The organism is Exiguobacterium sp. s163 (assembly GCF_018617135.1).
GTDB classification, from domain to species: domain Bacteria; phylum Bacillota; class Bacilli; order Exiguobacteriales; family Exiguobacteriaceae; genus Exiguobacterium; species Exiguobacterium profundum.
In genome coordinates, this window is sequence record NZ_JACSJN010000005.1 from 175,188 (window position 1) to 189,001 (window position 13,814).

Consider the following 13,814-nt stretch of genomic DNA (forward strand, 5'->3'; position numbering starts at 1 on the left):
TTCATCCCGAATGACATAGAAATCATCTTAATTATGGAGGAGGAGGGCTATCATGGCGTCGTCGATTCATTCCACATCACCGGTTTCACCACCACCCACGTTTCGTGCAGGAATACGGGCCGGCATTCCCGTTGCCATCGGATATATCCCGATTGCGATTGCCTTCGGTCTTTTGGCACAATCTTTTCATTTACCGAACGCCATCACATTATCGATGTCCTTTTTAATTTTTGCCGGGGCAAGTCAGTTCATTACGGTACAACTTCTGATGACCGGTTCGATGTATTGGGAAATCATTTTGACGACCTTTATTCTAAACTCTCGTCATTTTTTAATGTCCGCCGCACTATCCCAACGGATTGAGAGTACATCTCGAAGACTATTGGCTACCATCGCGTTTGGTGTGACCGACGAAACCTTCAGTATCGCCTCTACTCGTCAAGAGGCCCGTTCCGGTATGTTCGTGCTCGGGTTGAATACAATCGCATTTCTTGCTTGGAATGTGGGGACGTGGATGGGGGTCTTCCTCGCCTTCGGTCTTCCAAGCACATTACAGGCGAGTATGGGGATTGCGCTATATGCGATGTTCATCGGGTTACTCGTTCCATCATTAACGACTCGTCCCGTCTTCGTCGTAGCAAGCTTAGCTATCATTATTCAAGCCATACTCCATTGGGTCATCACCCCGTTCTTCTCAATCTCAGATGGGATTCGAATCATCGTCGCGACCGTTGTCGCAGCCGGAATCGGTGCTTTCGTATTTAAGGAGGAAGAGGTCACATGATATCGTTGTTTCTACTCGTTCTAGGATTGGCACTTGTCACGTATCTCCCTCGCCTTGTCCCGCTACTCTGGCTAAAGGAATTGGCGTTACCGGCATATATGAAACGATTTCTTTCCTTCATCCCGTATGCGGTACTGGCTAGTTTGATTTTTCCGGGCGTCCTATCCTCCACGACCACCACCTCGTCTGCCTTATTCGGAGGAGTGGTTGCCACTTTCCTGGCGCTACTACGGGTCAACCTCGTCGTTGTCGTCATTGGAGCTGTATTCGGGGTATATGCCTTTCAAACTATATGACAAAGGAGCGGCACACGAGGTGCTGCTCCTTTTCTTATGCTGATATGCCCTGACGACGAAGCTGGACGAATACGTCCACAAATTCCGCGTCCCATTGTGTTCCCCGACCGCTCTCCAATATGGAAAGCGCCTTTTCCACTGGCATCCCTGACCGATAGGGTCGATCTGATGTCATGGCATCATAAGCATCGGCAATCGCCATGATTCTTCCGAATAATGGAATGTCGACCGCATGTAAGCGGTCCGGATACCCCTTGCCATCGATTCGTTCATGATGCGATCGAACTCCGGCTAAGATCGGTTGAAGCGATGCAGGTAAATGAATTTGACTCAAAATATGGATGCCAATGGTCGGATGTTCTTGAATTTTTGAAAACTCTTCGTCCGTCAGCTTCCCTTCTTTTAGTAGGACGTCATCTCGAATCCCGATTTTCCCGATGTCATGTAGAAGTGCCGACTTATTGAGTAAATCGACTTGTGCATGCGGTAAGCCAATGGCGCGAGCAAGCTCAACGGAATACATCGCGACACGCTCCGAATGACCTGCTGTATAAGGATCACGTGCATCGAGCGTTGCTGCGAATAAAATGAAGAGGCTGTCTAACAGCTGTGCGTTTTCTTGTTCACGAGCAGTTACCGTCTCAACCATTTGATTGAATCCCCCAATCAGTTGGGCGAACTCATCTAAGTACGGATTCTCGATTTTCTGAAGTTGTCCCGACTCCATCTGTTCGATGCCGGACGTCAAAAATCCAATCGGACGTTTGATGTTGTCATAGAGTAAGAAACTGCATAACACCGCAATTCCGACGATGATGACAAGAATCACGAGCGCCCAATTCCAATAAGTATCCGTTCGAGTCGAAGTCGACAATTGGACACTCGACGCCAACATGAACAACATGATGGGAAAGATACCCGTAATGAGCATACTGACCAATAATTTAGTTCGGACACTAAATGATCGATACGTTGCATGAATAGGCAGATGATAAAGTTCGAGATGCCTTTCTTTCATGTATACAAGTAATGGCTCAACCGATCGAACCGTCAAAAAATATTCAATCAAGGCATGTAGTACCGCAATCATGACGGCCCCGATTGCAGCCAAGCCGATCAAACGATAAGGTAAGTCAATCCACCCCATCTGAATAAAAACGGCGGTTAAACCAATTGACGGGATGGATAATCCAAACAAATGAGGACCTAAAATCCGTTGCACCGTTAAAATCGGGAATCGACTCGCTTGTTCGAATGCCGACGTCAATTCGTCAATCGATGGGGATTCGGTCATAAAAAGCTGTCGTATCGGTCGAATGTGGCGACGGTATAAGAGTAGTTCTGAGAAAATCATAACCATCCCCGCCCCCAACATGATGCCTAACAGTAGTAAAATCTCTCGAATGGACAGGTCAAGCGTTTGAAAAATAAAGACACCACCTACTCCAAAGACGGCCAAACCTGATCCGATGATATAGTTCATCACGAGCGTCCGTTGAAAACGTTCAAACATCCCCCTCACCCCTACACTCTTTTCTTTTACTATCGACCAGATTTATGCTTGAGTTGAACAAAAAAACGGATCTCCTTGTGGGAGACCCGTTCAAGCATCGATTATGGGCGTAACGGACCATCGTTATCATCAAGTGATCGATTGTCCTGATCCGGAGTGATGTTTTCATGGAACGGATTCGGTTCCGGTCCATCAACATGGTCAACTTTTGGATTTTGAACATCTCGCTTCAACTCGTGTTTCGATTGTTCTGCTTCATGTTTCGACTGCTCCACGCCTTGCTTCGCTTGTTGTTTTGCAGCTTCCGCTTCGCGGCTCATCTGTTCTTTCTCCTGCTCGAGACCTTCTTTTGAAACTTCCGTTTCATCAATGCGTCGCTCTGCCTTTTTCAAATAACGTGCCGCCGTCTCGCGACCACCAAGACCGAAAGCAAGACCGAAGGCAAGGGCAACAGCTCCAAGAATAAGAAGGAATGCTGTATTGACAATCATCGGTGCGATGCCGAGCTGACTAATTGCCATGAAGAAGACGAGTCCGAGAATCGCATACTTCGCTACGTAGCGAAGCGCACTCGGTTGTCCTGCTCCATCAACAAGCACACTTCCGACCAACCGCTCTGCCATGTTCGCCAACCAGACTCCGACTGCCAAGATGATGAGTGCTGCAATGACCATCGGCAAGTAAGCAAAGATGGCTGTCGCGAGGGATGCCATGAACTCAAGATTCGCGACTTGAAGAGCTTCGGATACGAAGAGCAAGATCACGATTACTTGGACAATGACACCGACCACTTGGGCAATTGACATCGAAGATGCACGTTCCCCGAAGCCCATTTTTTGAGCCAACGAGTTGACGCCAAGATTTTCAAGAAGTGATACAACGACCCCTTTCAACCATTTTGCAACGAACACCCCGACGAGGACGAGGACGATTGCAACGAGAATGTCTGGAATCATGACAAGGACATCATTGAGCATCGCAATCGCCGGTTCCGAGATCCCTCGAATATCGAGCGCCTCAAGCGCCGAAATCGTCACCGGAATCATGATGAAGATGAAGACGATTGTACCGATTGCCTTCGCAAGACTCGATCCTTTCACGTAATCAGATAGATGGAATCGCTCTGCCAAGCGATCTAGTCCTGCAGCTTCGAGGAATTTCGTCAAAATGTCGCGAACAATCTTCGCCACCACATACCCGATTGCGAAAATGAGCGCTGCTGCGACAAGTTTCGGAATGAATCCGAGGAAACTGTTCAATAAATCTTCGAATGGTCCGCTGACCCCACGAAGTCCAAGGGCGTCAAGTACAGCCGGTAATGCCAATAAGAGCACGAGATAGAAGACGATGTTCGCAACCGTGTCGACCCATTTCGTTTGGTTGACGCTTGTCGACTCTTGCCCCGTTTTTTCCATCAACTTGCTCAAATTCAAACGATGTCCCGCCATTTGAATCCCTTTTTTCAAAAGGGTAGCGATGACCCAAGCAACGAGTAAAATCAAGCCGGCTTTGATGACACCGATGATCAATCCAGAGAATCCTTCATAAATCTGACTGAATGGTTCCGTAATGGCTGGAACGTTCATGAATTCAAAGATAATCAGGAATGCGAGGAGTAATACCCCAAAGAACACGACTTTTCCGATAATGCGTTCAGGGGTCCACTTTTCTCCTTTCTCCTCATTTTTTTTGATACCGACCCGCTCATCGAGTCGTGCCTTCTTCAATGCTTTACGTGTCACGTTTTCCAATACTTTTGCCAAGATATAACCGACTACAAGAATAACAATTGCCAGCAAAAGCTCTGGTAGCCATGACATGAACGTATTGAAGTTATACGTTGTGTTGTTCATCGAATCTTCCTCCTTTTTCACATGAAATGATTGTTTTTATTTAACAGTACTATTTCATACATACCTATATTTCAAAATCATCAAACCTGAACTGTAAGTCAATTCGTTTACATGACTATTACGATTCATTGGAAATGGGTACGTTAGTTTAAGAGAGAAATCGTGCCAAATGAAGTCAAATATGATACGAATAACAAGAGACGTCATGTTAGGAGGAATTTAGGATGAATATCGCTTTAGTGGCTCACGACAAGAAGAAAGATGATTTAATCGTCCTCATTAAAACTTACACCCATATACTAAAGAAACATCAGTTGTTTGCGACCGGTACAACGGGTAAGCGAATCGCTGAAGCGACCGGCTTGCCTGTCCATTGCTTCCGATCCGGACCGCTTGGAGGGGACCAAGAAATCGGTGCTGCCGTCGCACGCGGGGAGATGGATATGATCATCTTTTTCAGAGACCCATTAACTGCTCAACCTCATGAACCGGATGTGAGCGCATTGATGCGTCTTTGTGACGTCTACTCCATCCCGCTTTCGACAAATATGGGTGGAAGCGAAATTTTGATTCGAAGTATCGAGCAAGGTGATTTCGAGTCACTTAAACTTTCTCATAATGACGAACCACCCGCTTGACCATGACAAACCAAGAAAGGAGAGGAATCTCCCTGGAACCGAATATGATTCATGATCCGAAGGTCCAACAGTTCTTTAACGACGTGCGCCAACGCCTCATCGAACTACTTGGAAATGAGGCGGAAGCGGACCGACATCTACTCGCACTCGCTGGCTACATCCGGCATGCTGAGAAAAGTGGTCAGTCGCTCGAAAGCCTTTTAAATCAAGATCCTCAGGAATACGCTCGTTTCCTCATTGAACAACCTGAAACAAATGAAGAATATCGTCGACGCTATCACGTGTTGATTGATGCCTCGGATGAATTAAAACCTCATGAAAAAGCGCAAGCAAACCGGGAATTCGATTGGGCCGTCAATCAATTGAACGAAGCCAAGCTTTCGTTAAAAGAAATCGAAGTGCGCGACCTTGCCTTCCTCGCCTACACAAAGATTGAAGCACTCAAATCGTCTCGTACGATTTGGAACCGCTTCGGCTGGCTACTCGGTATGATTTTGGCATTTGCCTACGCCAACTTACTGCTCGTGATTGACGATGTCTTTAGCGGTCGACTATTCACCGCCCCCATGTCCACGTATCCAATTGATTATCTGGCCTTCCTGTTACCCGTCCTCGTGACCGGTGCCATCTTCGGCATATTGACCCGCTTCCGACATCACATCCAGACGCTCGGTCGGCGTATTGCGTTCGCCTTGCTCATCGTTGTCGTCTACATCACGTCCATTTTCCTGATTCAACCGCTCTTAATGACAATTGGTTGGTCATTCGTCATTCAGTTGACCCCACTCTATGCGCTCATTTTAATGGCAATCAGTGGCTTTATGGCCATCTGGACATTAATCGAGTTCGTCTGGAAGAGTACACGTTGTTCTCTCGGAGACGATACGCTCATGCTTTATTACTAACCACGCCATTCCTCTTAGGAGATGGCGTTTTTTGTTTCAATTATGGCGAGAACGGAAATTACTCCTATTGTGACGCTTGTTTTAGATTGAAAATTCTAAAGGGGGGTATTCGATGTCAGATCGAAAAATGATTGGCCTGTTCCAGAGCGAACAGGAAGTCATGCACAAAGTGGAAGAGCTGAAAGCCGCAGGGGAAGCTGAAAAGAATATGCATGTGGTCGCCAAGCGGGACGGGGAAATTTCTGCGTTACGTGACCACACGGATGTGAATGCCGAGTCCGGTATCCGTGACGTCAATTGGCTTGACCGTGTCAAAGCATTCCTACACGGAAGTGACCGCATTCGTGATGAGTTACGTAATATGGGGCTAAACGATGCCGAAGCGGAACAGTATTATGATGCAATCGATGAAGGACAGATTCTACTCTACATCGATCGACACTCGTACGACCGCTATCCGAACATGTATAAAAAAGACAGTGAGCTCGATCATGATAAAGGGGAAAAAGCGGATGGGATCGCCTTTGACGCGAAACCATTTAACGATCACGACGAGAATCCACGTGGTACAAAGGATGATCCGATTGTACGCGGTCATTCTGGATTAGAAGATCATCGCCGATTATAAGGAGGAACGACTATGAATGAGAAACGATTTATCAGTATGCACGATACGCTGGATGCAGCACTTGGGAAAATCGAGGAGTTGCGAGCGAAAGGGTATGAAGACTCACACATTTATGTCGTCACAAAACATGAAGACAACGTTTCGATTTTGAGACGTGATACAGATGTTCATACGGAAGCGACCCATCAAGCGAGCTGGTTCGATAAGGTTCGGGCGTTCCTCAGCGGTCATGAAGACGTGCACGCTGGTCTACGCAACATGGGACTGAGCGAAGAGGAAGTAAAACGTCACTATGACGATGTAGAAGCCGGGAAAATCCTCGTTTATGTGGATGAAGACTTTGAACGTCGTCATCAAGACGGGGTGACAGTCGATTCGAAACCATATCAAGACGCATCATCGACTCATCTCGGTAGTCATACTGACGATGGATTGGAAATCGACTCAAAACCTTATCGTGAGGCTCAGACCATCGACCCAAGCCATCCCGTAGACCCGGAGCAAGATAAACTGGATAAAGAAACGAAGAATCCAGATCGCGAGGAAAAACTACGTGGTCTCGATGATCGTGCTTATCGAAATGACGTAGAAGATCCGGATAATATCCGACGTTTCTAACATAGTAACAAAGAGCCTGACGCACCCGCGTCAGGCTCTTCTTACGTCAAACGATTCTTCGGTTCTTTCCCTTCGAGCACATTTGTGATGGCATCTCGATTCAATGCCATCATCGCCAGACGTGTCCGAATCGTTGCACTCCCGATATGCGGTAATGTCGTCACGTTCGGAAGCGTCAATAATGGATGACCGAGGTCGATTGGTTCTTTTGTGAATACGTCTAATCCCGCTCCCCAAATCTTCCTCGCTTTAAGTGCTTCATATAGCGCCTTTTCATCGATGATTTCTCCACGAGCCACATTGATGAAAATGGATGTTTCCTTCATCTTGGCAAACTCTTTAGCCCCGAGCATTCCCCGTGTCTCGTCCGTGAGCGGTGCGAGAACGACGACGAAATCGGATTGTGTCAATAGTTCATCGAGTTCCGCATAGGTGAAGCCATACATCGACTCCGACTCATGTCGCCGTGTCCGGTTATGGTATAGAACTTCCATGTCAAATCCTCTTGCCCGACGTGCGACCGCTTCACCGATTCGCCCCATTCCGATGATACCCAATTTCGCTTGATAAAGGTCCATCCCGACGTAGCCCATCGGCAGCCAGGACTTCCACTCCCCGGCGCGCAAGTCACGTTCCGCCTCTCCGAGACGTCGTGCCGTCATCATCATGAGACCAAACGTCAAATCTGCTGTCGTTTCCGTCAAGACATCGGGTGTGTTGGTGACGATGACGCTATTCTCTTTCGCTGCGTTCAAATCGATATTGTTATATCCGACCGCCAAATTGGAGACGACCTCTAACTGTGTGGCACGCTCAAACACTTCACGGTCAATCGTGTCGCTGAGCATGGTCCAGAGCGCATGCGCAGATGACGCTTCTTCTAACAGCACCTCTCGCGGCACACTTTCCCCTTCATGCTTCCACATGCGCACATCGTATTGATCGCGAAGCGGTTCGACTGCCTCTTCTGGCAAGCGACGCGTAATATAGATTCGTTTCTTCATCTTTCTCCCCCTCTCTACACTTACTTGTAGTCTAACAAATGGAAAGCGTTAAGAGGGTTGATCCGACTTCGGCTTTTGCTTCAAATACTGTTCAAACAGTGACCCGAACTCTTGATTTAACAACTGTTCAATCGTTTTCGATGAATCCATAGCGTTTCGATAGGCGATTTCGTTAATGGCGAGTCCGATGGCCCACGTGATCCCTGATGCGACGGTCGCATTGATGACACCGGCCGCGGCGTTCGCTCCCGGGAAAAACTTCATGACGTTCAATAAGATCGTTTTCGATAACGTGCGACCGATTTGTGGAATGATGGTACTTCCAATGAGCGTCTTCAACAAATCATCACTCGCTTTGACACCCCAATAGCGAAATAGATGGACGCTCATCGTCACTTGAATCGGCGTCAATGCCACGGCATCAGCAAACGGGAGCGGAACCGCAGCAGCCGTTCCTGCGCTCGCGACATAGCCAGAGATGATTCGATTCGCCTTTTTACGCTTTAACTTGAGCATCGCTTCACTCTCTGCATGAATCTCCATCAAGAGCCCTTCCTGTAAGGAAGCATCTAGCTGTTCCACCGACCACACAATCAACCGTTCCCAATCCACGTATTGCCGCAATGTTTCATTGTTCAATATTTCCGAAGAAATGCTGACTTGGAAGATTGCATCTTCCGGAAGGATTCCATTCAGTTCATTCCGCAATGCCGTCAGTTCATCTAAATCGACCTGATCGATTTGTGTGAATAAGACGGCGACAGCGGTCGATTCACGTAGACGGCGAATCAAGGCCTTGTCGAGTGGCGTGACACGCTTTGTCGCAGCGTTGATGGTATACCAGACGAGATGGATTCGTTTGGATGCTTCTTGCCGCTTTGCGTTCTCCACAAACCCGATGACTTCCTCTTCGTAATGTTGTTGCCGCGCACTCCCGATCTCATATCCTTCGCTGTCGAACAAGGTGACTGCGATATCATCACTCGTATATTGATGAATTCCTCTTGTGACCGGTTCCCCGGCTGCTACTTTCGTCAAATCACGTCCAAACACGTAGTTCACAACAGAACTCTTTCCTGCTCCCGTTGCTCCCGCGATGAGGATGTTTGGTTTTTTGACATTGCCCCGTAGCCGCTCGAGTTCTGCCTTTAAATCATAATCTTTAAAATCAAATCGTTTCGTCGATTCCATTTACGTTTCCCCCTTATGAGTTGAGCGTGCGACCAAGCTGACCCATCTCGCGCTCAAAGCCGCGTCGAATCTCTTCTTCAATCGTTTGTCTTACAGATGCATATTGTTGCTCGATGGCCTTTTTAATCCCTCGCTCTGCCGCCCGACGCTTGAATGCCCAGTAGATGAAGTGCACTCCAGGAATCATTCCGAGAACCATCTTTCGAACTGTTTTTCCGAACGAGTAGTCAAATCCGAGCTCAACTCGTCTTGTTCTAAACAAAAGGTCTGCTTGCTCTCCGACGAGTGGGTACCGCTGCATGAGTTGGATATAATGACGCACCCCTTCTGCCATCGCCTCTTCCGTCGTCAAAGCGGCCTCTTCAAGCGTCTTTTCTAAATCTTTCTCTATTTTTCTAGCTTTCCAACTAATCATCGCTTGCGGGGTCAGCATCCGAATCGTCTCTGCCGAAGCGATACTCCGAATTCGCCAATCCTCTAACTCTTCAAGAAGATGATTCGTCAAGTTAATGGGAAGTTTTCGCTCGATGTCTTTCCATAGGTTCGTCCGATTCCGATTCCATACCTCTTCGTATCCTCTTACCGGGACGTGTTTTCCTGTCAGTAACTTCTTTTCGACACTGTTGACACGGATGATGTCCTCTTCTTCAATCGGCAGTTCGCGTAACAATACCCGTTCCATCGCCTCTGCCTTTTGCACACTCATCGGGTCGTCTTCGTTGAAGTTAGTCAGAATGAGGGTGACGTTGCTCCCCCGCTCATATAAAGGTTTTAAAATCGCCTCGAGCTCATACGCCTCGACACGTCCTGACTGCACCGACAATAAGTAGTAAATCGTATGAAACCACTCTGCGATATCGAGCGCCCCTTCACGCTGATGGACGATGGATAGGATCGCTTGGTGCCACTCTTCAGAGCGGTCCGCCTCGAGCCCCCACGTATCGAAAAAACGAAACAAGATGCCCCGTTCTAAATCGTAATACTCGTATTTGTGAAGCCCTTCTTGAGTGACCGGACTTCCGGCACGCGATTCGGCGACGTCATGTCCGTATATATAGTTGATGAACGCACTTTTTCCGACACCGGTCTTTCCAGCAATCAAAATATTTGAGACGAGCCCTGTCCGATCCATACGCTTCCTCCCTCATTCGTTGTATAGTTCAATTATACCGAACGGACCATTTTCAAACGTCCATCGAAAGGATGATTCTCATGCTTCACCATGTCGAACTTTACGTTTCGAACCTACATAACAGTACACAAGCCTGGGAATGGCTCCTCTGTGAACAACTTGGGTACACGCTCTATCAATCATGGCCCGAAGGACGGAGCTATCGATACCGTGAAACATATCTCGTGTTCGTTCAAACGGAAAAGACTCACCTTGCGCCACCGTATCACCGAAAAAAGACTGGTCTCAACCACTTGGCATTTCATGCGTCTTCCCTCGCACAATTAGAAGAAGTTCGGCAACAGCTCGCATCACACGGGTTTCGTGAATTGTACGCAGACCGCTTCCCCCACGCAGGAGGCCCAAACTATACAGCACTATTTTTTGAAGACCCGGACCGCATCAAAGTTGAACTCGTGGCAACGATGTGAACGGTTTCTTGAGAACTTCTTAAAAGTTTGTGAAAACAATTGCAAACTTCACGTTGACCTCCTAGACTGAAAGGGTCTAAAGGAGGTCTTTTCATGGAAAAGCAAGTCGTCGATTATATGGAAGAAGCCGCATTTAAGAAATCATCATTGCTTCAACATTCATTTCCTCAATACATGTTACGATCGATAATCGCTGGCTTTTTAATCGGAATTGGAGTCGTCTTCTCATTCACCGTCGGAAACATGTTCATCGATGTCCCCGGAACGATGCTGATTGCGGGCGCTAGTTTCTCAGTGGCACTCGTCTTCATCGTCTGGATGGGGGGAGAATTGTTTACGAGCAACACCATGTATCTCTACACTGGTGCAAAACGAGGACGTGTCGCTTGGTTCGACCTCGTAAAAATATGGGGACTCAGTTGGGTCGGTAACTTGATTGGTGCCGTCTTGCTATCGCTTCTCGTCATCGGGGCTCATAGTATGGGTGACGTGACGGGTGACCATTTGCTCGCTGTCGTCGCCGCGAAGAAAATCGGTGGAGACGCCCTTGCTATTTTCTTGAAAGGAATCTTGTGTAACGTGCTCGTCTGTTTGGCCATCTTCATGCCACTCAAAACGAACAATGATGTCGCGAAGATTATGCTGACGATGCTTCCGGTCGTCGTATTTTTCGCCGCTGGATTCGAGCACTCAATTGCGAACATGGGCGTTTTCGCTCTCGCGCTCCACTATGTACCGTCGGATCTCGTCACCTTTAGCGGTGCCCTTTACAATCTATTCTTCGCCACACTCGGCAATATTGTCGGTGGTGCGTTGTTCGTTGCCGGAAGTTACTTGTATTTGAACAAATCGGAGACGGAACAAACCGTCAAGCCGATACGTCATCATGCATAAAAAGACAGGGACCCCGATTAGCAGGGTCCCTGTTTGTTGCATTTCACGAATTATGATTTTGAAGCGTCGGCTGCTGCTGCTTGAACAGTACCTTGTGCCACTTCGTCTTCTTCCACATCCCAGCACTCTGTATTCTCGATACCGAGTTTACGAGCCGAGAAGCGTGGGTTGAGACCTTGAGCTCGTTGCTCTTCGTAATCTTTAAGAACTTTGAAGGCAACGCCACCGAGCAATGTGATTGCCGCGATGTTGATCAATGTCATCCCTGCCATGAAGAGGTCAGCGAGGCTCCATACGAATCCGAGGCTTGCGACCGCTCCGATGAAAACGAATGCCATTGTCGCAAGACGGAATCCAAAGACTACACCTTTGCTCTTCTTGATGAATTCGATGTTCGTTTCACCGTAGTAGTAGCTTCCTGCGATCGAGCTGAAGGCGAACAAGAAGACGCTGACAGCGATGAATGCTGGAGCAAGTGTTCCGATTTGCTCAGTCAATGCGTTTTGAAGAAGGACAATCCCTTCACCATTTCCAGCAGCGTAGCTGTCTGAGAGAAGGATGATCGCTGCAGTTGCTGTACATACGATCAACGTATCCAAGAATACACCGAGTGATTGAAGGAAACCTTGTTTCGCAGGGTGCGATACTTCAGCAGCAGCTGCTGCGTTTGGTGCAGAACCCATACCTGCTTCGTTCGAGAAGAGTCCACGGCGTACACCCATTGAGATTGCAGCACCGATTGAACCACCGACTGCTTCATTCAAACCAAATGCGCTTTGGAAAATCATAGCGAAGACGCCTGGAAGTTCAGCGAAGTTCACAACGACAACGTAGAGTGCGATAGCAAGGTAGAGAACAGCCATGACAGGTACGACGATTGCCGAGAAGTTCGCGACACGTTGTACACCACCAAAGATGACAAGGCCAGTAAGAACAACTAAGATTGCTCCGCCGATCGCTGCATCGATTCCAAATGCGTTATCGAATGCTGCAGCGATCGTGTTCGATTGAACAGAGTTGAAGATGAGTCCGAATGTGACAGCAATGAGAACCGCGAATACGATTCCAAGTGCACGGTTGTTTAAACCTTTTTCGATGTAGTAAGCCGGACCACCGCGGTACGCGACATCGTCTTTCACTTTGTATACTTGAGCGAGCGTGCTTTCAATCATGGCTGTCGCACCACCGAGAAGGGCGACGATCCACATCCAGAAGACCGCTCCTGGTCCACCAAGTGTGACCGCTACCGTGACCCCGGCAAGGTTACCTGTACCGATTCGAGTCGCGGCACCGATAAAGAATGATTTCATTGAAGAAATACTCTTCCCGTCTTTTGTAAGTGTAACGTCCGATTTATCTGTCACCGTACGTAACATTTCTTTTAAGTAACGGAACTGCATAAATCGTGTTCTGACCGTGAAGTAGATCCCGGCTCCGACGAGAACGGCGATCAATACGTACGACCATAAGATGTTGTTCAAAAAGTCGACGCTTCCTTGTAACATACCTTGAATCGCTTCCATGAATAAGTTCCTCCCTGTTGTGTGAATCTGAAGTTGAGAATTTTTTATGATGTCTTAGTTCTGAATTATACAAAGATTCTGACAATTATCAATAATTTTTTTATAGGTGATTTCACTCTTTTTTCACATCATCTGAGCCAGAGTCCTTATTTATAAGTACTTAAAGCGCTTACATAAAAATGTTTAGAAATATTAAATCATGATTTATAGTGCGTATAGAAAAATATAATTTCATTATTTTTACTTCATTTTCTTATTTGCCGTGTCTTTTCATTACACGGTCTCGTATGAATACCATTCATTTTTTATACTTTTTTTCACTAATCAATCATTGTTTTTCACTTGTACAGGGTATTACATAATTA

Annotated in this window: 14 protein-coding genes; 8 read left to right on the forward strand and 6 right to left on the reverse strand. The window is 47.3% G+C overall.

Annotated features, from left to right (window positions below):
* The first annotated feature begins 52 nt into the window (after positions 1-52).
* Both KNO71_RS13515 and KNO71_RS13520 read left to right on the forward strand, forming a co-directional pair.
* Positions 53-784, forward strand: a complete 732-nt coding sequence (locus tag KNO71_RS13515; protein WP_214685013.1) for an AzlC family ABC transporter permease — start codon at positions 53-55, stop codon at positions 782-784.
* Positions 781-1,080: an AzlD domain-containing protein gene (locus tag KNO71_RS13520; RefSeq protein ID WP_074035113.1), complete on the forward strand. Its 300-nt coding sequence runs from the start codon at positions 781-783 to the stop codon at positions 1,078-1,080. The genes KNO71_RS13515 and KNO71_RS13520 overlap by 4 nt, the downstream gene beginning before the upstream one ends.
* Positions 1,081-1,114: 34 nt before the next feature.
* Here KNO71_RS13520 and KNO71_RS13525 read toward each other — a convergent pair whose 3' ends face one another.
* Together KNO71_RS13525 and KNO71_RS13530 are read right to left on the reverse strand one after the other, a co-directional pair.
* Entirely contained in the window at positions 1,115-2,593 is a 1,479-nt protein-coding gene (locus KNO71_RS13525) for an HD-GYP domain-containing protein (protein WP_214685011.1), read from the reverse strand.
* A 101-nt stretch (positions 2,594-2,694) separates the two neighbouring features.
* Positions 2,695-4,446: a mechanosensitive ion channel gene (locus KNO71_RS13530; RefSeq protein WP_214685009.1), complete on the reverse strand. Its 1,752-nt coding sequence runs from the start codon at positions 4,444-4,446 to the stop codon at positions 2,695-2,697.
* 224 nt (positions 4,447-4,670) lie between these two features.
* Here KNO71_RS13530 and mgsA point away from each other — a divergent pair, with 224 nt between their 5' ends.
* The 4 genes from mgsA (at position 4,671) to KNO71_RS13550 (ending at position 7,235) form a co-directional block, all read left to right on the forward strand.
* Positions 4,671-5,084 carry a methylglyoxal synthase gene (gene mgsA, locus KNO71_RS13535; protein ID WP_078146039.1) on the forward strand — a complete coding sequence of 138 codons (414 nt, stop codon included), beginning with the start codon at positions 4,671-4,673 and terminating at the stop codon, positions 5,082-5,084.
* A gap of 44 nt (positions 5,085-5,128) precedes the next feature.
* Positions 5,129-5,989 carry a hypothetical protein gene (locus tag KNO71_RS13540; RefSeq protein ID WP_214688952.1) on the forward strand — a complete coding sequence of 287 codons (861 nt, stop codon included), beginning with the start codon at positions 5,129-5,131 and terminating at the stop codon, positions 5,987-5,989.
* 112 nt (positions 5,990-6,101) lie between these two features.
* A complete protein-coding gene (locus KNO71_RS13545) occupies positions 6,102-6,617 on the forward strand; it encodes a YflT domain-containing protein (protein WP_015880330.1) in 516 nt (171 codons plus the stop codon).
* Positions 6,618-6,629: 12 nt separating this feature from the next.
* Entirely contained in the window at positions 6,630-7,235 is a 606-nt protein-coding gene (locus tag KNO71_RS13550; protein ID WP_214685007.1) for a YflT domain-containing protein, read from the forward strand.
* Between the two features lie 41 nt (positions 7,236-7,276).
* On the opposite strand, the gene KNO71_RS13555 is transcribed toward KNO71_RS13550, so the two are convergent.
* Genes KNO71_RS13555 through KNO71_RS13565 form a run of 3 tightly spaced genes read right to left on the reverse strand, consistent with a single transcriptional unit; the run spans position 7,277 to position 10,562 of the window.
* Complete coding sequence (locus tag KNO71_RS13555) at positions 7,277-8,239, reverse strand: 2-hydroxyacid dehydrogenase (protein ID WP_214688954.1); 963 nt, start codon at positions 8,237-8,239, stop codon at positions 7,277-7,279.
* 48 nt (positions 8,240-8,287) lie between these two features.
* Entirely contained in the window at positions 8,288-9,430 is a 1,143-nt protein-coding gene (locus tag KNO71_RS13560; RefSeq protein ID WP_214688956.1) for a YcjF family protein, read from the reverse strand.
* A 13-nt stretch (positions 9,431-9,443) separates the two neighbouring features.
* On the reverse strand, positions 9,444-10,562 hold the full coding sequence (locus KNO71_RS13565) for a GTPase (protein WP_078146033.1): 1,119 nt from the start codon (positions 10,560-10,562) through the stop codon (positions 9,444-9,446).
* Positions 10,563-10,642: 80 nt separating this feature from the next.
* Between KNO71_RS13565 and KNO71_RS13570 the strand changes: the two genes are divergently transcribed.
* Both KNO71_RS13570 and KNO71_RS13575 read left to right on the forward strand, forming a co-directional pair.
* Positions 10,643-11,032, forward strand: coding sequence for a VOC family protein (locus KNO71_RS13570; protein WP_078146032.1), 390 nt, complete (start codon positions 10,643-10,645; stop codon positions 11,030-11,032).
* Between the two features lie 93 nt (positions 11,033-11,125).
* Positions 11,126-11,926, forward strand: a complete 801-nt coding sequence (locus tag KNO71_RS13575) for a formate/nitrite transporter family protein (protein ID WP_078146031.1) — start codon at positions 11,126-11,128, stop codon at positions 11,924-11,926.
* A 50-nt stretch (positions 11,927-11,976) separates the two neighbouring features.
* On the opposite strand, the gene KNO71_RS13580 is transcribed toward KNO71_RS13575, so the two are convergent.
* A complete protein-coding gene (locus KNO71_RS13580) occupies positions 11,977-13,449 on the reverse strand; it encodes an alanine/glycine:cation symporter family protein (RefSeq protein ID WP_078146030.1) in 1,473 nt (490 codons plus the stop codon).
* Positions 13,450-13,814 lie beyond the last annotated feature (365 nt).

Excerpts from the sequence above, each read along its gene's own strand:
- KNO71_RS13515 (WP_214685013.1), top strand. The coding sequence starts at position 53 with ATGGCGTCGTCGATTCATTCCACATCACCGGTTTCACCACCACCCACG.
- KNO71_RS13520 (WP_074035113.1), top strand. The coding sequence starts at position 781 with ATGATATCGTTGTTTCTACTCGTTCTAGGATTGGCACTTGTCACGTAT.
- KNO71_RS13525 (WP_214685011.1), bottom strand. The coding sequence starts at position 2,593 with ATGTTTGAACGTTTTCAACGGACGCTCGTGATGAACTATATCATCGGA.
- KNO71_RS13530 (WP_214685009.1), bottom strand. The coding sequence starts at position 4,446 with ATGAACAACACAACGTATAACTTCAATACGTTCATGTCATGGCTACCA.
- mgsA (WP_078146039.1), top strand. The coding sequence starts at position 4,671 with ATGAATATCGCTTTAGTGGCTCACGACAAGAAGAAAGATGATTTAATC.
- KNO71_RS13540 (WP_214688952.1), top strand. The coding sequence starts at position 5,129 with ATGATTCATGATCCGAAGGTCCAACAGTTCTTTAACGACGTGCGCCAA.
- KNO71_RS13545 (WP_015880330.1), top strand. The coding sequence starts at position 6,102 with ATGTCAGATCGAAAAATGATTGGCCTGTTCCAGAGCGAACAGGAAGTC.
- KNO71_RS13550 (WP_214685007.1), top strand. The coding sequence starts at position 6,630 with ATGAATGAGAAACGATTTATCAGTATGCACGATACGCTGGATGCAGCA.
- KNO71_RS13555 (WP_214688954.1), bottom strand. The coding sequence starts at position 8,239 with ATGAAGAAACGAATCTATATTACGCGTCGCTTGCCAGAAGAGGCAGTC.
- KNO71_RS13560 (WP_214688956.1), bottom strand. The coding sequence starts at position 9,430 with ATGGAATCGACGAAACGATTTGATTTTAAAGATTATGATTTAAAGGCA.
- KNO71_RS13565 (WP_078146033.1), bottom strand. The coding sequence starts at position 10,562 with ATGGATCGGACAGGGCTCGTCTCAAATATTTTGATTGCTGGAAAGACC.
- KNO71_RS13570 (WP_078146032.1), top strand. The coding sequence starts at position 10,643 with ATGCTTCACCATGTCGAACTTTACGTTTCGAACCTACATAACAGTACA.
- KNO71_RS13575 (WP_078146031.1), top strand. The coding sequence starts at position 11,126 with ATGGAAAAGCAAGTCGTCGATTATATGGAAGAAGCCGCATTTAAGAAA.
- KNO71_RS13580 (WP_078146030.1), bottom strand. The coding sequence starts at position 13,449 with ATGGAAGCGATTCAAGGTATGTTACAAGGAAGCGTCGACTTTTTGAAC.